This window comes from Massilia sp. PAMC28688, assembly GCF_019443445.1.
In the GTDB taxonomy this organism is placed as follows: Bacteria; Pseudomonadota; Gammaproteobacteria; order Burkholderiales; family Burkholderiaceae_D; genus Telluria_A.
This window is the reverse complement of the sequence record NZ_CP080378.1, coordinates 5,269,367-5,292,550: the sequence shown is the minus strand read 5'-3', so window position 1 is coordinate 5,292,550 and position 23,184 is coordinate 5,269,367. Positions and strand designations below refer to the sequence as shown.

Sequence of the window (23,184 nt, the reverse complement as noted above, 5' to 3'; positions counted from 1 at the left end):
GTACTTCTGAAGAACCAATGAAAACACTGCTCATACCCATTTTGCTGTTGGCCCTTCCTGCCACGGCGCAGGTAACGATCGATACACCGTCTTCGGGCTGGCGCAATTCGGCCGGCAGAGGCGAGCAGTATACCCAGACGGTCAACTATCCGGCGTCCTCGGTCAGCATGCAGGAAGGGCAGGCCGGCAGCGCGCAGATCCTGGGCCGCATTGCCGGTGCGCCCAAGGGCAAGCCGGGCAAGCTGGTGGTCAATGGGGTGCCCATGCCAATTGCGCTTGACGAAAAAGGCGGCTTTGCGCGTCCCTATGCGTTCGGGCGCGGTTCCAACAGCGTGGAGGTGCGTTCACCCGATGGCAAGGGCCGCGCACGCAGGCAGTTCGTGGATGCCTACGCCGGCAAGACCCAGGCCCGCCTGCGCGTGGTGATGTCGTGGGACAGCCCCGGCACCGACCTGGACCTGCACGTGATTGCGCCGGACGGACAGCACTCGTGGTATGGCGAGCGCGTGATGGCCAACGGCGGCGCGCTCGATGTGGATGTCACGACCGGCTACGGTCCGGAGATTTTTTCCAGCACGGCGCCTGGCAGGGGCAACTATCACGTCTATGTCAACTACTTCGGCAGCGGCGCCGACACGGGCGTGCTGACCATTGCCCAGGTGACGATCATCGCCAACGAAAACACACCGGCGGAAAAGCAGCAGACCTTCCGCATTCCAATGCGCGCTGCCGGCGAACTGACGCTGGTTAAATCCTTCGTTTATCCGTGAGGTAGCGGCTGCGCGTTTCCTGGTCCTGCCGACCCGGCAGCCCGGGTCCAGCGACCGGCGTCATGCGACAGGCCTGGCTGCCCCGCACACCGGGTGCCCGTACTACGGCCGACAAAAGGGAGGGGCCATCACATCATGGTATGCCCCTGCGTTAATGTTTTGCAATCAGTGTCGTGTGGTTTGCTGCAAGCTCATGGCGCCGCAGCCGATGCGTACGCCGATGGTTTGCCCTGCCAGTGACAGCGAACCATTGAACTTGCCGCGCACCATCTGGTCCAGCTGGCCCGGTTGCAGGGTGCGGCGCGCTGGGCGGCCCATGGCGCCGGTGACGCCGCCTGGCTGGGTGACGCCTTCATGATTCTGCCCGGCCGCAGGCGATTGGGATGGCGGCTGGCCCACACCGGCGTTGCCGCCGCTGCCCGGCGTCTTTTCCTTGCCGGCATTGACATGCGCACCGTCCGGCTGCTGAGTACCGGGATTGCTGCCCTGGATGCCGTCAACCGGCGAGTCGCTGATGGTGCCGATGGAAGTGTCCTGATGTGCCATGATGAGCCTCGATGAGATTGAGGAAACATAGTAGGCCTGTGGCAACGTCGGCGGAATAGGCGCAGCGGAGGGAACTGTGTAGGACAAAGCGCCAGCATCCTTGCAATCAAAGCAATGACGCCTGGACGCCCTTTGCCTTGGTACGAGGTGGCAAGGGCGCCTCCTCCGTCACCAGCCTTTCCGAAGGGTAGGGCTGGTAGACCTGGGGATCGTTGACCAGCGCGCCTTCGAGCCAGGGCTGGTACTGTTCCGGGTCGAGCAAGACCAGCATGCGCTTTTCGTCGCCGGGCTTGTGGAAGCGGCTCATGACGGCGTGACCGTCGGCGTTAATCGTGAGCATGGAGAAACTGATCACCGGCAGGTCGTCCGGGCCGTTGGCTTTCCATTCCCAGATGCCGGCAATCGACAAGGGGCGCTGCTCGGCGTGGGCAATGCGCCAGCGCACGGGCTTGCCCGTTTCATAGTTGGGCTCGTAAAAATTTTCGGCCGGGATGATGCAGAACTGATTGCGCTTCCAGGCATTGCGAAAGCTCGCCTTGGAGGCGACAGTTTCCGTGCGCGCATTATAGGTCTGGCGCGCCAGTTTCATGTCGGCCCAGTGCGGCACCATGCCGAACACGGCGTTGAGGCACTCGACTTGGCCCACTGTCTCGCGCGACTCGCGCAAAATGGGTGCCAGATAGCCGGGAAAGGCTTCGGCCGGGTTGTCGAAAATGCCGCGGTCCAGCCCGTAGTGATGGCTGAAGGCTTCCCGTTTGCTTGGGGTGTAATTGGCGCACATGCCGCCATAGTACCGTTTTCCCTGGCGGATTTGCCGCGCCGCGCGAGACAATGTCGAAATGATATTGCGCGGCCCCCATGCGCAAGGTTTTCCCTGTAGGATGCCTGACTGCCCTACGAACCATCCTGATTTATGCCCACACCTCATGAACTTGAAAAGCGGCCCTGGAGTGAAGCGGAACGCCTTGCCGTGCTCGCCAGCTACCAGATCCTCGATACCACACCGGAACAATCCTATGACGATGTGGTAACGCTGGTGAGCCAGTTGTTTGATGCCCCGATCGTTGCCGTCAACCTGATCGCCGACGGGCGCCAGTGGTTCAAATCAGAAAAAGGCCTGGGCGTGCGCGAGATGCCACTGGATGATTCCATTTGCAAAATTGCAATCTTGGAACAATCTGAACTGGTGATTCCGGACACCCTGCAAGATCCTCGCCTGGCTTGCAATGCGCTCGTCACGGGCGGACCGGGACTGCGTTTTTACGCCGGCGTCCTGCTCAAGACACCGGAGGGCGTGCCTTTGGGAACGCTGTGCGTGCTCGATACGGTCGCCCGGCCGCAGGGCGCGACGCCATCCCAAATGTTTGCCCTCAGGACCCTGGCCGGGCAGGTGATGAGCCAGCTCACACTGCACAAGACGATTCACGAGCAGCAAAAATTGCTGGCGGTGCAAGAGGTGACGGAGCGCGAACTGTTTGACAGCCGCGAGCGCTTCCAGCAGATCGTGCGCCAGGCCGCCACCGGCGTGGTGCAGACAGACGTGGATGGCCGCTTCATTCTGGTCAACAAAAAATATTGCGACATGCTCGGCTACACAGAGGGCGAACTGCTGGGCAAGACCGTGATGGAAGTGACGGCAGAAGACTCGCGCGACGCGACGCAGGCATCGGTGGCGCTGGCAGCGGCCGGCGGCAACGGCTTTGTGATCGAAAAACGCTATCGGCGCAAGGATGGCAGCCTCATCTGGGCCAAAAGCAATGTCAACAGCGTGCGCGACGGCAATGGGGTGTACCAGGGATTGGTGGCCATTGTGGTGGACATCAGCGACAGCAAGCTGGCCGAAGCGCGGCTGTCGGAAGCGGACCGGCGCAAGACCGAATTTTTGGCCACGCTGGCACACGAACTGCGCAACCCGCTCGCGCCGATCCGCAGTGGCCTTGGCGTAATGCGCCTTGGCGCCGACAACCCGGCGGTGGTGGCCAAGGTGCGCGACATGATGGACCGCCAAGTCACGCACATGGTGCGCCTGATCGACGACTTGCTCGATGTGGCGCGTATCAGTGGCGGCAAGCTCGAACTGAAAAAGAGTGTGGTGGACTTGAAGGCGGTACTGTTTTCAGCCGTCGAAACGAGCCTGCCGCTGATTGAAGGCGGCCAGCACGCGCTGTCGCTGGAAGTTAGTGATGAAGAGCTGATGGTGGACGTGGATGCCACCCGCGTGGCGCAGGTGGTGTCGAACCTGCTCAATAACTCGGCCAAGTACACGCCGGCCCAGGGACGCATCGTGCTCAAGGCATGGCGCGAGGGCCAGGAAGCGGTGGTCAGCGTCACCGACAATGGCGTGGGCATCCCGGCCGAAGCCCTGGTCACGGTATTCGAGATGTTTTCGCAGGTGGGCCGCAATCTGGAGCGCGCCCAGGGTGGCCTGGGAATCGGCCTGTCGCTGGTGCGGCGGCTGGTGGACATGCACGGCGGCTCGGTTGCGGCCCACAGTGCAGGTCCGGGGCAGGGATGTACCTTCACGGTGCGCCTGCCACTGTTTTCGGTCGGCCCCGCCAGCCTGCCGGCACTGCCTGAGCGCAGCGTGCCCGGTGCCGTGGCGCCCTTGCGCATCCTGCTGGCGGACGACAATGTGGACGCGGCAGACACGCTGGCCACCATGATGGAACTTACCGGCCACACCATCAGCGTCGCGCACGATGGCCTGGCCGCGGTAGCGCGGGCGGCCGAGTTTGCGCCCGATGTGGTGTTCCTCGATATCGGCATGCCGGGCCTGAACGGTTATGACGCCGCGCGCCGCATCCGCGCCACCGCCGGCCTGGAGCACGTGATTTTGCTCGCCCTGACCGGCTGGGGTGCGCAGAACGACCACGCCCTGGCCGATGCAGCCGGTTTCGATTATCACCTGACCAAGCCGGTGCAGTTCGATCTGGTCAGCAGCCTGCTGGCCCGCCTGGCCGAAGAGCGGCCACAGCGTGACGGCAGCCTGACGGTGGTGCGCTAGTGTCCTGGGTGGTAAGTCGTTGAATTACCAATGTGGGAAAATCGCCCCAGGACGATGAACACATGACAGCAAGGCCGAGGTGAGTCGAAACAGGAAGTCGGTAAGTAAATAATAAATTTGGTCGGGGTGTGGTCGCCCTGCGCCAGGTCTTCTAGTCGACTCGATCAAGCTAGTGTAGAGTTAGGCAATACCGACTGACCGCTAACGGGCCAGAAGCGGTCCCACGGCAAATTCCGCAAATCGCCGTTCGCATCTTTAACACCTAATCCACAACATGTCTCGCAAATCGCCCAAGTCAGCCACAAGCTCAGGACAATATGTGCCGCACCCCCGTTACGGTTCGTCACCACGTCCGTCAGGAGTGAGGATCTCCGAGACTGACCTTCGACGCGGCTTTTGGCGACTGCATAGAGATACGCTATTTCCGGAAACGGCACTGATTGCGGAAACCAATAAGCAAAATTTTTCAATCTACCCGAGAGAATATTACGTCGATGTCCTGAGAAGTTGCCGCACATGTCATCGTCCGTTTATTTTCTTCGCAGCAGAGCAGCGCTATTGGTTTGAGACGTTGCGCTTTTTCGTGGATGCGGACTGCGTGCATTGTCCGGACTGCCGTCGTGAGTCGAGGGCGGTTCAACGTCGATTGCGTAGGTACTCCGACCTCTTTGCAAAAAATGAACTTACCCGTAAGGAGTTGATGTTCTTGGTTGATGACGGCACGTACCTGCTCGCGCATGGCGTCCTCAAGAATCTGAGCAATCTTGGTTCGGTGAAGAATCGGGCAATAAAGGATATTCCGGAGTACCCAGGGATCGCCTGCCTCGCCGAAGCGATCAAGGCGGCACGTCATGCGCAAAGCGAGGCATGATCATTCACTTCGCGCCAGATATACCCAAACGCGCGCTTTTGAGCAGCAAGATGGACGTCTTTGGGGCGACAGCGGCGGAGGTGACTGACCCCAGTTGTCGGGTACAATCGGCAGAGATCGGCCAAAAGCGGGCATCAAAATTAAATCCAGCGAAAGAAATTGATGATCTGCGGTACTCCCTATAGCCCAGCAAAGGCGTTCACAGCATTCGCGAGAGATTTCTTCGAGCATTTAGCCAGAGGTGAGTACGGCCCCGCACTTGGAAGACTTGACGCGTCAGCGTTACAGCCTGGGGCGAAAGCGGTCTATCCCGACTAACTTGATTGTTGCGCCCGCGAGCTTGTTGTTCGCCAGCTTTGCCCCGACCAACTTTGCTCAATTGCTCGGGGGCTTGAAAAATCCAACGACTGATCCCGCATGAACCCGACCGACTTTATTGTGTTCAGTCAGAAGCCACTCGAGCATTTGTGAAGCGGTATTGGGGCGATTCCCGCCGCATTCAATCAACGAATTCATAACTCAGGACACTAGGCGCCTGCGCGCATGCGCCCCAGCACATTGCCGGCCAGGTGGCCGGCGGTGGCCAGCGGATGGCGGATGCCATAGCCCTGGCGGCCCAGGTTCTGCGGCATGAAAAAGCGCGAGAACCGCTGCAAGGCGCCGCTGCTGGTGGTACGGAAGCGGCCGTTCACGTGCGTCGTGTTGAAGCCGTAGTCATTACTGAACAAGAACACCACGCTCGATGACGTCATCGACACATCGTAGGCAGCGGCCGCCGGCAGTTCCGTGTAGCCGCTCACGTACGAACAGCGCACTGTGAGCGCCAGGTCCGGCATGTGCAGCAGCAGTGGCTTGATCAGGCCGCACTTTTCCAGCAGCCAGGGCAGCCAGGGCAGATTCGTGCCGACGGCGGCGCGGTAGCGGGCAAAGGCTGCCGCCACATCGGCGGGAGCGACCGGTGCTTCGGCCGGGGTGGGCGCGCGCGTGCGGCTGCCCAGCTGTTCCCAGTGCTCCACCGCTGCGTGGCTCATGCGCGACATGGAGCCGGCACTGGCTTGTTCGACATCGATGACATCATGCGGCTTCATGAAACGCACCGATTCGGTCAGCGGCGACAGGCTGGCCCATTGGCGGATGGTGTAGGCCGAATTCTGGTAGTCGTTCAGGTAGCAGTTCTCCACGCTGGAAAACGCCACGAACGAGGCGAATGGGATTGTGACCGCCGGCTTGAGGATCTCCATCTGCAGGCTGATGCGGTTGCGCTTTTCGGCCGCGGCGCGGCGCCGCAGGCCCGGCTCGAAAGGATTGCCGATCCAGTTGGCATAGCCAAACTGGGTAAACAATATATCCACTTTTTTCGAGTGCGGTGCAATGGCTTTGCGGATTGCCTGGCAGCCGGCAGCATCGGTCACGGCGCAGTCATTGAGGTTGACGATGGTTTTCTGGCCTGACTGGATCAGGCACCACGAGTCGCCGTCGGCATAGGGGAACACGGCGATCGAGAGCTCGGGATCGAGCACCTGGCGCGCGCCGGCTGCGCATTCGATGACATCGAAGCCATTCTTGCGAAGAAAGCCGGCTACCCGCTGGTCCTTGGTGCGCTGGAACAGGACCGTGACCTTGCCCGGCGCCGCCTGCTTGAGCTTTTTGATGAAGGAAATCGAAAAGTGATCCGGGTGTTCGTGCGAGTACCAGATGAAGGTATTGAGATTGAGCGCGGCAATATCGCGCACCAGTGCCTCGTTGGAGGTGGACGTGTCGAGCAGGCTCCAGCCATTGTTGAATACCGCGCCTTCGACCCAGGGATCGATCAACAGCAGGCTGGCGGTGTTGGCAATGTAAAAACTGGCGTGGTTGACGAAGGTGAGCGCGTGGGGCATGGTCGCAGTCCGTGGTTGACAGGTTCAGATGGCGATGAAGCGGCCGCGGTGAAAGCCGAGCGTACGGTGTGGATGCGAGTGGCAGCGTTCCACTTCGCCCACGAAAATGACGTGGTCGCCCTCGCTGTAGCGGCTGCGGTGGCGGCACTCGAACCAGGCCACGCTTCCAGCCAGCACCGGTACCCCGTGGCGCGAAAGGGAAAAGGCCAGCGACTCAAAACGGTGCTGGCCCGGGCGGGCGAAGCGCTGCGCCAGTTCGACCTGGTCGCCGGCCAGGACATTAATGACGTAGGCCGGGGCGGCGCTGAAGCTGGCCATGCAGCTGGCGCCATGGGCCAGGCTCCACAGCACCAGGGGCGGATCGAGCGACACGGAATTGAAGGAGTTGATGGTCACCCCGGCAAAGCTGCCATCTGCCTGGCGCGCCGTGATGACGGTGACGCCGGTGGCAAACTGCGACAGGGCGCTGCGAAACTGGGCGGAATTGAATTCCGGACCGGGGCCAGGGGGCGCGGCCGGCGTGGCGGTGAGGGCGGGAGCGGACATGGGCGGCCTGCAGGCATGGTGGACTTCAACCCATACTAGAGGACGCCTGTTTGGTGATCTTGATGTGAAACAATGACGATTAGGCTAGCCTTGAGGCCGGTAGCGGGCGTAGACTTTCTGCATCTCCCCGCTTTTGTGCAGAGTCAGGATGGCCCGGTTCACCTGCGCCAGGTCGAGCCGGCCGTTGGGCGGCAGGGCGCAATAGGTATCGAAAGGCCGGATTGTGAATACCGCAGGATTGAGCTGGGCTCCGCGGGGATGGACCTTGCGCTGGTAGTTGTAATACAGCGAATTGGACATCATGTAGTCGAAGCGGGCATTGAGCAGCTTGTTTGTGTTGACGTCATCGCTGCCGGCATCGTCGCGCCGGAAACGCGAAGCGCCGCCCAGCAGGCTCTCCACCTCGGGATAACGGTAGCCCAGCACGGTGCCGATGCGTCGCCCGGCAACTTGTTCGAGCATGGAAAGGGGCGGCGTGTCGGCGCGCCCGGCGATGATCATGTAATTGGTGAAGACAGTCTCGCTCCAGGCCCAGCCGCCACCTTCCATCCATTCCGGACGCAGGTCGCACAGCAGGTCGGCCCGGCCATCGGCCAGCGCCGCTTCGACCCGCTTACGCGGCAGGTTCAGGTAGCGCGGCTGCATGGCCAGCTCGCGCGCGAGGGCGTCGCCAAAATCCTTGAGCAGCCCGCCCGTCAGTTCTTCGGTCCCCCGCGCCGCCGTGCGGAACTTGGTCATGGGCATGGCACTGCCCGTTGACACGGCAAAGACGATATTGTCCGACCGGCAAGGAGCGCCGGCGAGCAGTAGCGAAAAGAAAAGAAGGCCGTATTTCATTGCGTAATGATAGCGATGATTTGCAGAAGGGGTGCTCTACTTGTCGTACAGACATCGCAGAAAAAAGACGCTCCCCGCGCAGCCGCACCGGCAGTTTTCGCTTAGAATTCAGAGGTTTATCTCTTTCAAACCGACTCTTATGGCGTTGCTGGCAGGTTCGCGTAACGATACCCTTGCATGAAGTTCGGCTCGCAACCGGACAGCCCGGCTGCCAGCCGTACCGACCGGCGCCTGTTCGCCGCCGTGGGCGTGTCGCTGCTGCTGCATGGGCTGGCGCTGCTGCTCCAGTTCGGCGTGCCGGGCATGGGCCTGCCGGGAACGCCGCCACCGCTGACCGTTACCATCGTCCCTGCGGCGATGCCGCCCGCGCCCCTGCCGGCGCCGGCGCCGCTCCCGATGCCATCCGCGCCGCCGGTGACGATAGTGCCAACGGCGCCCGCAACCGCGGTGAGCGGGATGCGCCTGGTCGACATTGCACCGCCAGCGCCGCCGCCAGTGGCCAAGGCACGGCGGACGGCAAAAAAAGACAAGCCGCGCCGCGTGCGCCGCGTGAGCACCCCCTTGCCCGAGCGGGAGCTGCTGCTTGACCCCACGCCGGTGTTGGCGCAGGACGCCATTGTCAACGACTTCGCCATGCCGATCGCGCGGCCCCAGGAAGCCGAAGACAAATCGCTCGACCTGCAGGCCGCGCGCGAAGGCGAAGAAGAGGGGGACGCGGAGGTGGCCGCGGCACTGGCGGAGGAAGCGGGCCGGGCCGGGGTCGAGGAGGAGCGCCTGGCGCGCGAGGCCCGGCAGCGCGCCGATGAAGAAGCCGCGCGCCAGGCGCGGCTGGAACAGGAACGCAGGCGCGAACAGGACTTGGTGCTGGAGCAGGAGCGCCTGGCGCAACTGGCGCGTGAGCAGATAGCGCAGCAGGAAGCGCAGCAGGAGGCGCAGCAGAAGGCAGCGCAGCAGCAGCGTGAAGAAGAGCAGCGCCTGGCACAGCAGCTGGAACGCGAGCGTGCCGAGGCGAAGCTGGCCCAGCAAAAGGAACAGCAGCAGCGGGCGGAACAGGAACAATTGCAGCTGGCCCGGCAGCGCGAGCAACAGCAGCGGGCCGAACTTGAACAAACGCGCCTGGCGCAGCAGCGGATGGAGCAGGATCTGGCCGACCGGCAGCGGATCGACCAGCAGCGGATCGTGCAGCAGGAGCTGGAGCGCCAGCGCACGGAACAGCTCGCAGCGCAGCGCCGTGCGGAGCAGCTCGCCCAGCAGCAGCGGGAAGCGGCCGAACAGGCGGCAGCGCAGCGCCGCGCCGAGCAGCTCGCCGAGCAGCAGCGGGAAGCGGCCGAGCAGGCGGCAGCGCAGCGCCGCGCCGAGCAGCTCGCCCAGCAGCAGCGGGAAGCGGCCGAGCAGGCAGCCGCGCAGCGCGCCGCCGACCGCCTCGCGGCCGAGCAAAAGCAAAAGGCCGACCTGCTGGCTGCCGAGCGGGCCCGTAATGCTGCCGGCACCGCGCCCGGCAATGGCGGTGCCGACGGTCTGAACGCCGGTCCCGGCGGCAGCGGCGCACGTGGCCAGCTGCCCCGTAACGCGATGGGCAGCGACCTGGCCAACCGCGCCCGCGACATGCTCAAGGGGATCGATGTCCTGAAGGGAGACCCGCCAGGCCCCCTGTTGCGCGACAACAGGCGCGTGGCAGTGGGCGCCAACGAGCGCGACTTGCCGCTGAAAATGTATGTAGAGAGCTGGCGCCAGAAGATCGAGCGCAATGCCTCGGTCAACTTCCCCGCCTCATGGGCCGACCGCCGTCCGGGTGACATCGAACGCGACATCCTGGTCAGCGTTGCCGTGCGCAGCGACGGCTCGGTGGAAGACGTGGTCATCGTGCGCTCCAGCGGCCTGGCGGAAATGGACGAGGCAGTGCGCCGCATCGTGCGCGTCAATGCGCGCTACGCCCCGTTCCCGGCCGCCATTGCGCAGCGCTACGACGTGATCGATGTGCGCCGTGTCTGGCGCTTTGGCGCGACGCTCAGGCTGATGGAAGAAGTGCGCTAGGCGGGGTGTCGGCTTTTAGCCAGGGCCAGCTCCTGCAGCAAGGCTTCGACAGCCTGCAGGTTGCACGGCTTGAGCAGATGGTGGTCGAAACCGGCCAGCTTGCTGCGTGCGCGGTCGTTCTGCTCGCCCCACCCGGTCAGGGCGATGCGCACCATGCCGGACAATTGCGGCAGGCGTCCCAGCCTCTCGGACAGCTGGTAGCCATTCATGCCCGGCATGCCAATATCCAGGAATGCCACGTCCGGCACGAAGGATTGGGCCAGCGCCAGTGCCTGCACGCCATCATTGGCCACCCGGCACTGGTGACCAAGCAGATCGAGCAGGGTGGCCAGCATGTCGGCCGCATCGGTATTGTCGTCCACCACCAGCACCCGGAGGGCACTTGCCGGGGCGCCTGCTGCGCCAACTGCCGGCAGAACCGGGGCCTGCGCCGGCGCGGACGGCAGCGGCAGGCGCAATTCAAACGTGCTGCCGGCCTGGCCGGGACGCGGCACCAGGTCGATGCGGCCATCGTGCAGCTGCATCAGGCGCCGCGCCACCGACAAGCCAATCCCAAGCCCGCCCTGGTCCCGCTGCGCGGAGCTGCCGAGCTGGGAGAACATGTCAAAGACCCGCTGCTCGGCCTCGGGGGCGATGCCGGGACCATTGTCGCTGACCTGCAGCACCAGGCCGTCGTCTTCGCACCAGGCCTTGAGCGCGATGCGCCCTGACGGTGGCGTGTATTTGGCCGCGTTGTTCAAGACGTTGCTGATCACCTGGGAAATGCGGGTGGGGTCGGCATCGAGCCAGACGTCGATGTCGGGCAGGCTGATGCTGAGCGCATGATGGTGCTGGTCGATCAGCGGCCGGCTCGTTTCCACCGCGCTCGACACCAGTTCGGCCAGCAGCACGGGCCGGCGCTTGAGTTCAAACTCGCCGCGCGTAATGCGGGCCACGTCCAGCAGATCGTTGACCAGGTCCACCATCTGGCCCACCTGGCGCTCCATCATGGCGCGTACCCGCTGCATGGCCGCCATGTCGTCGCCTGCCAGGCGCATCACCTGCAGGCCGTTGCGGATCGGGGCGAGGGGATTGCGCAGTTCGTGCGCCAGGATGGCCAGAAATTCACTCTTGCGCCGGTCGGCCTCGCGCAGCGCTTCGGTGGCGCGTACGCGTTCGATGTGCACCCACGAACGTTCCACCGTTTCTTCCACCAGCGCCACTTCGTGCGCGGTCCAGGCGCGCGGCCGGTCCTGGTGCACCGCCATCATGGCCACCAGCTTGCCTTCCTTGACCAGGGGGCAGCAAATGATGGCCTTGCAGTCAATGGCATTGAACATGGCCGCGCCCGCGGCGGCGTCCAGTTCGGCGTCAACGTCGCGAATGCACAGCGTCGCGCCCGCGCGCATCTCGCCGGCAGCGCGCGCGCCGAACAGGTCGAGCGAGTAATTGCCCACCGTGCTGGAGGCGCCCGGTGCGGTCCAGTCGTGGCGGATGGTAAAGCTATCGTTGTCCGCTTCCACGTCCGCATAAGGACAGCGCGTGGCATCGAGATGCTGGCCGAGCATGCGGGTGGTGATGTCCATGATGCTCCTGGGATCGACGGCGCTGCGCGTGGCCTGACTCATGGCGTCGAGCAGGCGCAGGCGTTCCTCGCCACGCTTGCGCTCGTCAATATCGATGTGAATGCCCAGCCATTCCTTGACCGTCCCATCGGCATGCAGGATGGGCGCGGCGCGCGCCGACATGTAGCGGTACTGGCCATCAGCCCCGCGCAGGCGGTGCTCGCACACATACAGGGCACGGCGCTGCATGGCGTCGCGCCAGCTGCGCACGGTGTTGTCGCGGTCGTCGGGATGAATGGCGTCAAGCCAGCCCCAGCCCAAGAGTTGCGCCAGCGGCTGGCCGGTGTAGGCACTCCAGCCAGGCTGCGGCGCCGTAAACTCGCCGCTTGGCGGCGTGGTCCACACGATGGCGCTGTTGGCCTCCACCAGGGCGCGGTAGCGTGCCTCGCTGGCAAGCAATTCTTCGCGCGAAACATCGTCAGGGAGGGGGCGGGAGGCAGGCATGAATCGCTTATCGGATGGCAACACTGGGAATTGCATGAGCTTGCCACAAACAGTCTTTCTTGTCGCCACAAGCTTGCGTTATACAAACGCCATCGCTGTGATTCGGGATTGATATTTACCAAAGCCAAGCGGGTGGGGCTCACTTACTCTGGCTCAGATCGTGTTTATATTGGCAAGCAAAATGAAAACTTTTCAGTCGTCCGTATGGTCAAGAATTGTCCTGATCGCTTTCCTTGCCTTGCTTGGCGGTTGCGCCAGCCATGCCGTGGGCGCAATGGAAGAGGGCACGCGCGACGAGCCGGGGCCACCAACCGACCTCATCACGGAGCAGCTGATTGCGGCCGAGCGCGCGCAGCGCGAACAGCATGTCAACAAGCATATTGTCCACCTGATCGTGCGCGATCCCCCACCTTATACCATCGACAAGGGGGATGTGCTGTCCATTGTCGTGTGGGACCATCCGGAGCTGGCCGGGCAGGGCACGGCCGCCTCGTCGGCCATGGCCGATATGGGCACCCCGGGCGCGCCGGCGGCCGGCTTCGTGGTCGACCATGAAGGGCGGCTGCAGTTTCCCTTTGCCGGGGTGCTCACGGTGGCCGGACTGACCGAGGAACAGGCGCGCAGCCTGCTCACCAGGCGCCTGTCGCGCTACCTGGCCTCGCCCAACGTGACACTGCGGGTGCAGTCCTACCGCAGCAAGCGCGTGTATATAGATGGGGAAGTCAAGAACGCCGGCCTGCAGGCCATCAATGACATTCCCATGACCCTGACCGAAGCGCTTAACCGCGCCGGCGGCATGCTGCCTTCGGCCGACCAGAGCCGCATCGTGCTGGAGCGGGGCGAGAAACGCTATCACATCGACCTGCGCACCATGGTGGCCAAGGGCATCAATCCGGGCAAGGTGCTGCTGCTGCCGGGCGACGTGGTGCGCGTCCATTCGCGCGAGGAAAGCAAGGTGTTCGTCTCCGGCGAAGTGGTTTCGCCCAAGGCGCTGACCATGCACAACGGCCGCTTGACGCTGAACGAAGCGCTGGGCGAATCGGGCGGCATCAGTCCCATGACGGGCGACGCGCGCCAGGTGTATGTGGTGCGCCGCACCGGGGAGAGCACGCGCGTGTTCCAGCTCGACGCGCGGCGCAAGGGGGCGCTGGCGCTGGCCGAATCATTCGAGCTGCATCCCAAGGACCTGGTGTACGTGGCCGCCTCGCCGCTGGCCAACTGGCACCGCAGCCTGAGCATGATTTTCCCTGGCGCCCTGACCCAGGCGGTCAGCGTGACCCGGCCCTGACGCCGTCGACCACTGGAGCGAAGGAATGACGATGAACCACCCTGGTGAGCAGCATCTGTCGCCTGTCCTGCACAATGTGCCGGTACTCAATACCCCGCTGTCGGCGCACACCCAGGATTTTGAACGCGATGCCCACGATATCGATATCAAGGGCTATTTCAACATCCTGTACGACAGCCGCTGGCTGATCGGTGGCGTCACCTTGCTGGTGACGGCGGTGGCGATTGTCTATGCCCTCATTGCCAGCCCGGTATACGAAGCCAACCTCATGATTCACGTGGAAGAGGAAAGCCCCAACGCCTCGAAAAACATCCTGTCGGAAGTGTCGTCCCTGTTCGAAACCAAGAAGGCTGCAATTGCGGAAATGGAACTACTGCGCTCGCGGATGGTGATTTCGCATGCCGTCGACAACCTGCAATTGTTTATTGAAACGAAGCCAAAATACTTCCCCGTGGTCGGGTTCTGGTTCGCCAATCGCAATGCAACGGAGCTGTCGGAGCCGGGCATTTTCGGCTATGGGGGCTTTGTATGGGGGCCGGAGCGGGCCGACGTGTCGGTATTCGAGATTCCCGAAGCGTGGCAAAACCGCGAATTCATCATTACCGCGCGCGGGGAAGGGCGCTACCTGCTCGGCGGGGCCGGCCTGCCGGTCATCTATGAAGGCATTGTCGGCACCACCCTCAAGGCCGCTGCCAGGGGCGGCAATATCGAGCTGCGCATTGACCGGCTGGACGCGCGCGACGGCGCCCAGTTCACGCTCAAGCGCATGTCGCGCCTTGCCACCATCGAGCGCATCCAGAATGCGATGGTGATTACCGAGCAGGGCAAGCAGTCCGGCATTATCGAGGTGCGGCTGCAGGGCGATGACGCCCAGCGCATCAACAGCCTGCTCAGTGAAATCGGGCGCGAATACATGCGCCAGAACCTGGCGCGCAAGACCGAGGAAGCGGAAAAGTCGCTGGCCTTCCTCAACCAGCAGCTGCCGGCGCTGAAACGCCAGCTGGAACAGTCGGAAGAAAAGTACAACAACTTTCGCAACAGCCATGGCACGATCGACATGCGTGAAGAAGCCCGCATGAGCTTGCAGCAAGCGGCGGCGGCCCAGGCGCGCCGCTTTGATCTTGATCAAAAGAAGACTGAGCTGCTCATGCGCTTTACGGAAGACCATCCGCTGCTGGTGGGCTTGAACAAGCAGCGCCAGGAAGTCAATGACGAGATCGACAGCGTGGCGCGCCGCATCCGCACCTTGCCCACCCTGGAGCAGGATGAAGCGCGCCTGGTGCGCGAAATCAAGGTCAATACCGACTTGTATACAGCGCTGTCGAATACGGCCCAGCAGCTGCGCCTGATTTCCGTGGGGCGCGTGAGCAATGTGCGCCTGATTGACGCGCCCATGGCGCCTGAAAGGGCGCTCAAGCCGAACCGGCCGCTGATCGTGGTGCTGGCCGTGGTGACGGGCATCTTTTTGGGCACGCTGGTGGCCTTCGTGCGCAAGGCCCTCAGTGGCGGCATTGATGATCCCCAGCGCATCGAGCGCCTGCTCGGTGCGCGCGTGGTGATGGCCAGCATTCCGCACAGCAGCAACCAGGACAAGCTGGCGCGTAAGGCCAGGAACACGCCGGGCTACCTGCCCCTGCTGGCGCGCGCCTATCCGGAAGACATTGCCATTGAAAGCTTGCGCAGCTTCCGCGCCGCGCTCATGTTTTCCCTGCCTACGCTCAAGAACAATATCGTCATGTTTGCCGGACCCGGGCGCGACCTGGGCAAGTCCTTCCTGGCCGCCAATTTTGCGGCGGTGCTGGCCGCCTCCGGCAAGCGCGTGCTGCTGATGGATGCCGACTTGCGCAACGGCCACCTGCACCGCTACTTCGGCGTCAGCCGCGAGCAGGGCTTGACCAAGGCCATTTCCGGCTCCATGCCGCTGGAACACATCATCCACCACCGGGTGCTGGAAAACCTTGACTTCATTCCCACCGGGGCGCTGCCGCCCAACCGGGCCGAATTCCTCCAGCACCTGAATTTTTCCAATCTGCTGGAGGCCGTCAGCGAGCAGTACGACCTGGTGGTGATTGATCCGCCGCCCGTGCTGGCGGTGTCCGATTCGCTGATCATTGGCGCCCACGTGGGAGCGGTGTTCATCCTGGCGCGCTCGGGCGTGACGACCGAGGCGGAAATCACGGAGTCGCTCAAGCGCCTGAACCATGCCGGCATTGCCCCGCAGGGCGTGGTGTTCAATGACATGCCGCTGCGCATCGGGGGCCGCGCCTTTGATTTTACCTACGGCCACGTCCCGCAACTGGCCCATGACGACTAGACACATGTCATGGCTGGAAGCTCACGCTACCATTTTTGCCATCGATATTTCACGAGAGAAAATACCTTTAAGCATTTGATTATGCAGAGAAATTTTTCTGGAAAAACGTTGAACTTAGGAACTTGATTTGCATCAAACCTTGCTCATACCCACCTGAGTAAGGAAACTCTGATGAACAAGTCACTCCGCTTCAACGCCGACCGCCGTGTCAACGCCCTCGTCTCGAGCAGCATCGCTGTCTTGCTGGCCGCACTGGCCACCAGTGCACCGGCTCAGACCACGCAGCAACTGGTGCAGGGCGCCGCTGTCACTTACAACGGCACCGTGGCACCTGCCGATATTTATGTGTCCCCTACCGGTTCCGATACCGCTGCCGGCACCCAGGCCGCGCCTTTCCGCACCATTGCCCGCGCTTCGCGCGCGGCCACGGCCGGCGTCACGGTGCGCGTGCTGCCCGGCACCTATCCCGGCGGTTTCCAGACCACGGCCAGCGGTACGGCCGAGGCGCCCATCCGCTATGTGTCGACCACCCCGCGCGGCGCCAAGATTGTTCCTCCCGCCAATTCGGTGAGCAACAGCGCCTGGGACAACCGCGGCAGCTACGTGCAGATCGAAGGCTTTGAAGTGAACGGCTCGGCCACCCAGTCGGGAACCAAATGGCTGATGGGCCTGTACACCGCCGGCTCGTTCGCCACCATCAAGAACAACTATGTGCATCACATTGCCAAGACCGTTGCCTGCGCCGGCAGCGGGGGCGGCATTGGTGCCGACAGTTACTACAAGGGCAGGGCCAACATCATCAGCAGCAACGTCGTGCATGACGTGGGCCCGACCGGCTGCGCCACCTTCCTGGGTGTGTTCGTCAACACGGCCAGTACCCGCGTCGACAATAATCTGATCTACAACATCAGCAATGCCGGCATCCGCCTGTGGCATGACGCGACCCATAATGTGATCGTCAACAATACCGTATTCAATACCCACACGGCCCTGGTGGTGGGTGGCGATGGCGGTTATATCAGCACGGCGCCGAATGACTATACCCGTGTCAGCAACAACCTGTTCTACGACAGTGCCCGCCACGGCATCCATGAAATCGGCTCGACCGGCCGCAACAACAAGTATGCCAACAACCTGGTATACCGCAGCGGCAGCGTGGGCGTTGTGCTCAACAATGGCCTGGTGGCGACCGGTACCGTGGCAGCCGAACCTGGCTTTGTCAATTACGTCAAGACGGGCGGCGGCGATTACCACCCCAGCGCCACCTCGCCTGCCGTGAAGAAGGGCCTGGAACTGGATGCGCCTACCGTGGACATTGAAGGCACTGCCCGCAACACGACTGTCGGCATCGACCTGGGCGCCTACCAGCGTGCCGGTACCACCACGCCGACCCCGCCGCCGCCGCCGCCACCGCCGCCACCAAGCGACGATCCGGCACCACCGCCGCCACCGGCAACGGCCTGGCCACCGGTCATTCCGGCCACGACCTATAACTACTGGGTCTCGCCGACGGGTTCCGACAGCAATCCCGGCACCCAGGCTGCGCCATTCCGTTCCATTGCCAAGGCTGCAGGCCTGGCCAAGCCAAGCACCACGGTACGCGTGCTGCCAGGTACGTATGCCGGTGGTTTCCGCACCAACACCAGCGGTTCCAGCACCGGCCGCATCTACTACGTGGCCACCACCAAGTGGGGTGTGAAGATTGTGCCGCCTGCCAGCTCGAGCAACGATACCGCCTGGGACAACCGTGGCAGCTATGTGTCGATCATCGGTTTCCATATCGATGGCACCAACACCCAGAGCGGCACCAAGTGGACCCATGGTATCTACAACGGCGGCTCCTACGGCATGATCCAGGCCAACTGGGTCCACCATATTGCCAAGACCTCTGCCTGCACCAGCGCCGGCGGCTCGGCCATTGGGGTGGACAGCTACTACCGCGGCATCAAGTCCGATGTGGTGGGCAACCTGGTGCATGACATCGGCCCCGTGGGCTGCCGTTTCGTGCAGGGCATTTATGTCAGCACCTCGGGCACGGTCAAGAACAATGTGGTGTACCGCGTGGCCGAAGGCGCCATCCACCTGTGGCACGATGCAACGAACGTGATCATCACCAACAACACGGTGACGGCCTCGAACACGGGCATCATTGTCGGCGGCGGTGACTACTACCACACCCGCGGTCCGAACAATAACACCATCGTTGCCAACAACATTGTGTATGACAACAAGATGGGTATTTCGGAGCAGGGCCAGACCGGGACGGGCAACCGCTACACCAACAACCTGGTGTACCAGAACTCGACCTACAACTTCCAGCTGAAGAATGGTCTGACGCACTCCGGTACCATCGGCGCGGCGCCTGGCTTCAAGAGCTATACCCGCACCGGCACGCCGGACCTGCATATCACCACCACCTCGCCGGCCATCGGCAAGGGCACGGCGACCAATGCACCGGCGACCGACTTTGACGGCCGTCCACGCAACGCCACGACCGGCTACGATATCGGCGCGTATCAGCACTAAGCGGCACTAAGCAGCACCAGGCAGTACCAGGCAGTTGTATGGAGCACTGAGCAGCACGCAGTATTCCGGCTGCTCCAGCATCACCATCCCGGTTCGCCGGTGGCAGCGGCCACCGGCGCCGGGCGCCTTCCTGGCCTTGCCGGCCATGACGGTCATCAACACTGTTCATGCTCCCTTACTTAGTATGGGAGCATGAACCCTCCAGACCATACTTCCCAGGAACAGGACCGCATCCGTGCGGTGTACCAGCAGTGGCTGGCCAGCGAGCGCGTATCGGCGTACGCCTGGCACCGGCCCGACGTGCTCGAGCAAAGCGCCGCACGCCTGCGCGTGGCGGGCCAGATGCTCGCCGCCACCGTCGGCGCCGATCTTGCCCACGCGCGCGTGGTCGATGTGGGCTGTGGCAGCGGCGGCTTCTTGCGCCAGCTGATCGACTGGGGCGCCGATCCCGCGCGCCTGGCCGGCACCGAATACCAGCCCGAGCGCCTGGCCCTGGCCCGCCAGCGCACCGCGCCCGGCGTCTACTGGCACCTGGGCGACCTCGATTTCGCGGGCGACGGCAGTGTCACGCTGGCGGTGGCCAATACCGTGTTCTCGTCCATCCTCGAACCCGACGCGCGCTCGCGCCTGGCCGCCGAGATGTGGCGCATCGTCATGCCCGGTGGCTGGTGCATGGTGTTTGACTTCCGCTACAACAATCCCAACAACGCCGAAGTCAAGCGGGTCCGGCGCCGTGAACTGGCGGCCTGGTGGCCGGGCCAGGAGTGCCGCTACCGCACCTTGCTGCTGGCGCCACCTGTCGCCCGCCGCCTGGGGCATGCGCCCCATCTGGTATCGGCGCTGCTGACCGCCTGCGTCCCGGCCCTGCGCTCCCACTTCGTGTACATGGTGCGCAAGCCGGGCTGAGCGTTCCTGCGGACTAGCGCTTGCCTGCCGCTGCCACACCCGGCAGCGGCTTTTTTGTCAGCTGTGACTTGAGCCAGCGGCGCACGCGGTAGGTGCGCGCCTCGAACAGGCGGTAAAAGCCATAGCTGAACAGCACCACCACCGCCAGCATGGCGAGAAAGATGGCCAGGTCGCCCACGCTGGCGGCAGCGAGCTTGTTCTTGCCCAGCACGACCCTGCCAAGCCAGGCGAGCATGTCCATGACGGGAATGTGAACCACATAGAGCGTGAAGGAGAAATTGGACAGCGTGGTGGCCCACGGCTTGACGGCGCGCACGATCAATGAGGCCGGCGGCGCCTTGGTCACCGTACTGGACAAAAACAGCAGGAAGAGCACGCTCAGCAGCAGATCCTGGGGGTAGGACGCCGCCACCAGGTCGTCATTGCTGCCAAACAGACGGAAGTAGACGGACAGGCCCAGCAGCGCAGTGAGCAGGGTGGCACGGGTAATGGCGCCACATTCCAGGCGCACGCGGGAAAAGCCGGCGCCCAGCAGCCAGATGGAAAAGTACAGGGTGATGGCCACGGGCAGCAGCAGGACCGCGCCGCCGAGGAGCGACCCCAGCAGGAGCCGGCTGCGCCTGGCGCGGCCGGTCAGCGCCAGTACCAGCAGCGGGAACATCAGGTAGTACCAGCTTTCGTTGGCCAGGCTCCAGAGCGGGAAATTGCCGCCAAACTGGGGGACCGTGATGGTCTGCAGGCCCAGCAGGTTGCCGGCAAAGGCAGAGACCGAATACGGATTGTCCAGGCCAAAGTCGGCATGGCGTGGATCGAGCGCGCCGCTCACGATGCCAAAGGCGAGAATCAGCAGGAAGGTCGGCACCAGCACCGTCCACAGCCGGGTGACGCGGTCAATGGCATACATCTTGAGTGCGTCGGGATGGGCCATCTTGTTCAGGAAGCTGCCGCCCACCAGCCAGCCGCTGACCAGGAAAAACACGAGCACGGCCTGGTGCGCAAAGCCGGTGGCAAAGGCCAGCGCCTGGTACCACAGGGCCGGATCGTCGAGCGAGCGCAGGCCCGGAAAGAAATCGGCGCGCAGGTGGGCGGCCGCCACCTGCAGGGCGGCCAGGCCGCGCAGCAGGGAAATGAGGAAGGAATGCCAGGTGTCTTCGTCCAGCTGACTATGGTCGAGCAGGCGCAGGCGGGGCAGGCTTGGGGTGTTCATCTCGGCATCCTTATGACAGTCTAGAGCGGGAACAATTGCTGCTGTCCCGAAAGCAGGCGTGCCAGCTTCGCCATCCAGTAGCCGACATGGGCCCACTGCATCAGCCACGCAAACAGCGCGAACACAGCGCCAAAGGCGAGCATCCCCGGCAGCGGGCGCGGTGGCGGCAGGGGGCCGGACAATGCAATCACCAGCAGGCTCACCACGGCGCCCATGAGCCAGCCGGCCACCGCCTCGGCCATGCTGTGTTCACCGCTGACGGCCAGTTGCACCGCCACCAGGGCGCCCAGGCCCAGGCCGGCCACTACCGCGCCATGGCGCAGGCTTGCACCGCCACCTTGCAGCAGCAGGTAAAGCAGGGTCGGATACACGGCGGTAACGCCCGTGGCGTGGCCGCTGAGCGCCTTGAAACACAGCGCCTGCCAGCCGCCGCCCCAGCCCATGAACACAATCTTGCTGAAGGCGACAGTTCCGAAGCCAAGCGCGAACAGCAGGCTCCAGCACCAGGCCATGCGCCAGGCCCGCCAGGCCGCCAGCAGGGCAGTCATGGCAATGGCGGTGGGCAGCGTCAGGCCCAGGTCGCCCAGTTCGACCAGCTGCATCGAGGCCGCCCGGCGCCTGGCGCCTAGCGCACCAGGGTGGCCAGGGTGGTAAAGATGATGCGCACATCGTTCCAGAAGCTGCGCTCATGGACATAGCGCAGGTTGTATTTGAGCTTGGCCGGCAGGATGGTTTCCAGGTAAGCCTGCTCCGGGTTGGACGAGCGGCTCAGCAGGGAGTTTTCCTCCTTGTAGTAGATCGATGCCCAGTCGGTGATGCCGGGCGCCACCGACAGCACCACCTCGCGCACATCGGCCGGATAGCAGTCGACATAGCGCGGCACTTCCGGGCGCGGGCCGACCAGGCTCATGGTGCCGGCCACCACGTTGAACAGCTGGGGGAATTCATCGAGCTTGTGGCGGCGCAGGAAGCGCCCGGCCTTGGTGATGCGGCGGTCGTGGCCTACCGTGAGCAGGGCGTCGTGGGCGTCGTCATACATGGTGCGGAACTTGACAATGTCGAACATCTCGCCATTCTTGCCCACGCGGGGCTGGCGGAAGAACACGGGGCCGGGCGAATCGAGCTTGATCCAGGCCGCGATGGCCAGGAACATGGGCGAGAGGACCACCAGGCCCACCACGGCGGCCGTAAAGTCGAAGATGCGCTTGATCATGACAGTAACTCCCTCAGGTTGTCGATAGTGCGCTGCTGGTCGGCATCGCTCATCTTGGTGTACAGCGGCAAGGACAGCATGCTGTGGTAGGCCGCTTCGGCGGCCGGAAACTGGGCCGGACTGAGGCGGCAGCTGTCGCGCCAGATCGGCTGGCGGTGCAGCGGAATGAAGTGGACGCTGGTGCCGATGCCGCGCTCGGACAGGCGGGCGATCAGCTCATCGCGGCCGATCGGCGCGTGATCTGTCAGGCGCACCACATACAGGTGCCAGGCATGGGTGCTGTCGCCGCTGGCCGCCGTCGGCAGGCGCAATGGCAGGCCGCGCAGCGCTTCGTGGTAGCGCGCGGCCAGCAATTCGCGCCGCTGCAGGAAGCGGTCGATCTTGTGCAGCTGCGCGATGCCCATGGCCGACGCCAGATCGGTCAGGTTGTACTTGAAGCCGGCCGCGATCACTTCGTAGAACCAGGCCGGCTTGCGCGAGGTGTAGCGCTGGAAGGCGTCCTGGCTGATGCCGTGGATGCGCATCACCCGGACGCGCCGCGCCAGCTCGGCGTCGCGCGTGACCACCATGCCGCCTTCGCCGGTGGTCATGGTCTTGTTGGCATAAAAGCTGAACACCGTCACATCGCTGCCCAGGGTGCCCACCAGCTGGCCCTTGTACCTGGTGGGGAAGGCGTGCGCCGCGTCTTCCACCACCTTCAGGCCGTAAGTACGGGCCAGGGCCAGCACGGCGTCCATGTCGCATGCCAGGCCGGCGTAGTGCACCGGGATGATGGCGCGCGTGTGCGGGCCGATGGCGCGCTCCACGGCTTGCAGGTCGAAGTTGAGGGTATCCGGGTCGGCGTCCACGAACACCGGCTGGGCGCCCAGGTAGCGCACCACTTCGGCGGTGGCAGTAAAGGTCAGGGTCGGCACGATCACTTCATCGCCCGGGCCGATGCCCAGCGCTTCGAGCGCCAGGTGCAGGCCGGCGGTGGCAGAATTGACCGAGATGGTCTCGACCCCGCCACCGAGGTAGGCCGCGAACTCCTGCTCGAACTGGCGTGTCTTTGGCCCCGTGGTGACCCAGCCGGAGCGCAGGCACTCCACGACCGCGGCCACTTCTTCGTCGCCGATGTCGGGCAGGGCAAAAGGCAGGAATGCCTCGGTGTTGTCGGGTTTGATGCTGTCGTCGGGCATGATGTTTCCTTTGCAG

The 23,184-nt window shown here is 63.7% G+C and carries 19 protein-coding genes and 1 pseudogene; 9 read left to right on the top strand and 11 right to left on the bottom strand.

The features are described from left to right. Window positions 1-17: 17 nt before the first annotated feature. Complete coding sequence (locus KY495_RS23265) at window positions 18-770, top strand: YfaP family protein (RefSeq protein ID WP_219881633.1); 753 nt, start codon at window positions 18-20, stop codon at window positions 768-770. Between the two features lie 165 nt (window positions 771-935). Here KY495_RS23265 and KY495_RS23260 read toward each other — a convergent pair whose 3' ends face one another. Next, window positions 936-1,316, bottom strand: coding sequence for a hypothetical protein (locus KY495_RS23260; RefSeq protein ID WP_219881632.1), 381 nt, complete (start codon window positions 1,314-1,316; stop codon window positions 936-938). Between the two features lie 106 nt (window positions 1,317-1,422). Beyond that, the gene (locus KY495_RS23255) at window positions 1,423-2,097 is read right to left on the bottom strand and encodes an SOS response-associated peptidase (protein ID WP_219881631.1); all 675 of its coding nucleotides are present in this window, start codon (window positions 2,095-2,097) and stop codon (window positions 1,423-1,425) included. A 132-nt stretch (window positions 2,098-2,229) separates the two neighbouring features. On the opposite strand from KY495_RS23255, the gene KY495_RS23250 reads away from it, so the two are divergent. The 3 genes and pseudogenes from KY495_RS23250 to KY495_RS24180 all read left to right on the top strand — a co-directional run bounded on the left by KY495_RS23250 (window position 2,230) and on the right by KY495_RS24180 (window position 5,191). Further along, the gene (locus KY495_RS23250) at window positions 2,230-4,320 is read left to right on the top strand and encodes a PAS domain S-box protein (protein WP_219881630.1); all 2,091 of its coding nucleotides are present in this window, start codon (window positions 2,230-2,232) and stop codon (window positions 4,318-4,320) included. A 274-nt stretch (window positions 4,321-4,594) separates the two neighbouring features. After that, window positions 4,595-4,942 (top strand): annotated as a pseudogene (locus tag KY495_RS24435) (zinc-ribbon domain containing protein); the annotation flags it as partial. A gap of 78 nt (window positions 4,943-5,020) precedes the next feature. Beyond that, window positions 5,021-5,191, top strand: coding sequence for a hypothetical protein (locus KY495_RS24180; RefSeq protein WP_229518433.1), 171 nt, complete (start codon window positions 5,021-5,023; stop codon window positions 5,189-5,191). Window positions 5,192-5,718: 527 nt separating this feature from the next. Here KY495_RS24180 and KY495_RS23240 read toward each other — a convergent pair. The 3 genes from KY495_RS23240 to KY495_RS23230 form a co-directional block, all read right to left on the bottom strand. Next, on the bottom strand, window positions 5,719-7,071 hold the full coding sequence (locus tag KY495_RS23240) for an MBL fold metallo-hydrolase (protein ID WP_219881628.1): 1,353 nt from the start codon (window positions 7,069-7,071) through the stop codon (window positions 5,719-5,721). Window positions 7,072-7,095: 24 nt separating this feature from the next. Next, window positions 7,096-7,617: a flavin reductase family protein gene (locus tag KY495_RS23235; RefSeq protein ID WP_219881627.1), complete on the bottom strand. Its 522-nt coding sequence runs from the start codon at window positions 7,615-7,617 to the stop codon at window positions 7,096-7,098. An 84-nt stretch (window positions 7,618-7,701) separates the two neighbouring features. Continuing rightward, window positions 7,702-8,361 (bottom strand): ABC transporter substrate-binding protein, encoded by a 660-nt coding sequence (locus tag KY495_RS23230; protein ID WP_229518432.1) that lies wholly within the window; start codon window positions 8,359-8,361, stop codon window positions 7,702-7,704. A gap of 270 nt (window positions 8,362-8,631) precedes the next feature. Between KY495_RS23230 and KY495_RS23225 the strand changes: the two genes are divergently transcribed. Then, complete coding sequence (locus tag KY495_RS23225) at window positions 8,632-10,488, top strand: TonB family protein (RefSeq protein ID WP_219881625.1); 1,857 nt, start codon at window positions 8,632-8,634, stop codon at window positions 10,486-10,488. On the opposite strand, the gene KY495_RS23220 is transcribed toward KY495_RS23225, so the two are convergent. Beyond that, window positions 10,485-12,536 (bottom strand): ATP-binding protein, encoded by a 2,052-nt coding sequence (locus KY495_RS23220; RefSeq protein ID WP_219881624.1) that lies wholly within the window; start codon window positions 12,534-12,536, stop codon window positions 10,485-10,487. The genes KY495_RS23225 and KY495_RS23220 overlap by 4 nt on opposite strands. Window positions 12,537-12,717: 181 nt before the next feature. On the opposite strand from KY495_RS23220, the gene KY495_RS23215 reads away from it, so the two are divergent. The 3 genes from KY495_RS23215 to KY495_RS23205 all read left to right on the top strand — a co-directional run bounded on the left by KY495_RS23215 (window position 12,718) and on the right by KY495_RS23205 (window position 18,664). Then, a complete protein-coding gene (locus KY495_RS23215; RefSeq protein WP_219881623.1) occupies window positions 12,718-13,824 on the top strand; it encodes a polysaccharide biosynthesis/export family protein in 1,107 nt (368 codons plus the stop codon). Between the two features lie 31 nt (window positions 13,825-13,855). After that, on the top strand, window positions 13,856-16,138 hold the full coding sequence (locus tag KY495_RS23210; protein WP_219881622.1) for a polysaccharide biosynthesis tyrosine autokinase: 2,283 nt from the start codon (window positions 13,856-13,858) through the stop codon (window positions 16,136-16,138). Between the two features lie 171 nt (window positions 16,139-16,309). Then, a complete protein-coding gene (locus KY495_RS23205) occupies window positions 16,310-18,664 on the top strand; it encodes a choice-of-anchor Q domain-containing protein (RefSeq protein WP_219881621.1) in 2,355 nt (784 codons plus the stop codon). Window positions 18,665-18,670: 6 nt separating this feature from the next. Here KY495_RS23205 and KY495_RS23200 read toward each other — a convergent pair whose 3' ends face one another. Then, a complete protein-coding gene (locus KY495_RS23200; RefSeq protein WP_219881620.1) occupies window positions 18,671-18,820 on the bottom strand; it encodes a hypothetical protein in 150 nt (49 codons plus the stop codon). Window positions 18,821-18,856: 36 nt separating this feature from the next. Between KY495_RS23200 and KY495_RS23195 the strand changes: the two genes are divergently transcribed. Beyond that, window positions 18,857-19,570, top strand: coding sequence for a class I SAM-dependent methyltransferase (locus KY495_RS23195; protein WP_219881619.1), 714 nt, complete (start codon window positions 18,857-18,859; stop codon window positions 19,568-19,570). Window positions 19,571-19,583: 13 nt separating this feature from the next. Here KY495_RS23195 and KY495_RS23190 read toward each other — a convergent pair whose 3' ends face one another. Genes KY495_RS23190 through KY495_RS23175 form a run of 4 tightly spaced genes read right to left on the bottom strand, consistent with a single transcriptional unit; the run spans window position 19,584 to window position 23,168 of the window. Further along, the gene (locus KY495_RS23190) at window positions 19,584-20,777 is read right to left on the bottom strand and encodes an acyltransferase (protein WP_219881618.1); all 1,194 of its coding nucleotides are present in this window, start codon (window positions 20,775-20,777) and stop codon (window positions 19,584-19,586) included. A gap of 20 nt (window positions 20,778-20,797) precedes the next feature. Further along, a complete protein-coding gene (locus tag KY495_RS23185) occupies window positions 20,798-21,379 on the bottom strand; it encodes a hypothetical protein (RefSeq protein WP_219881617.1) in 582 nt (193 codons plus the stop codon). Between the two features lie 23 nt (window positions 21,380-21,402). Further along, window positions 21,403-21,990: a sugar transferase gene (locus tag KY495_RS23180; RefSeq protein WP_219881616.1), complete on the bottom strand. Its 588-nt coding sequence runs from the start codon at window positions 21,988-21,990 to the stop codon at window positions 21,403-21,405. After that, on the bottom strand, window positions 21,987-23,168 hold the full coding sequence (locus KY495_RS23175; RefSeq protein ID WP_219881615.1) for a DegT/DnrJ/EryC1/StrS aminotransferase family protein: 1,182 nt from the start codon (window positions 23,166-23,168) through the stop codon (window positions 21,987-21,989). Before KY495_RS23175 ends, KY495_RS23180 begins: the two co-directional genes overlap by 4 nt. Window positions 23,169-23,184: the final 16 nt, after the last annotated feature.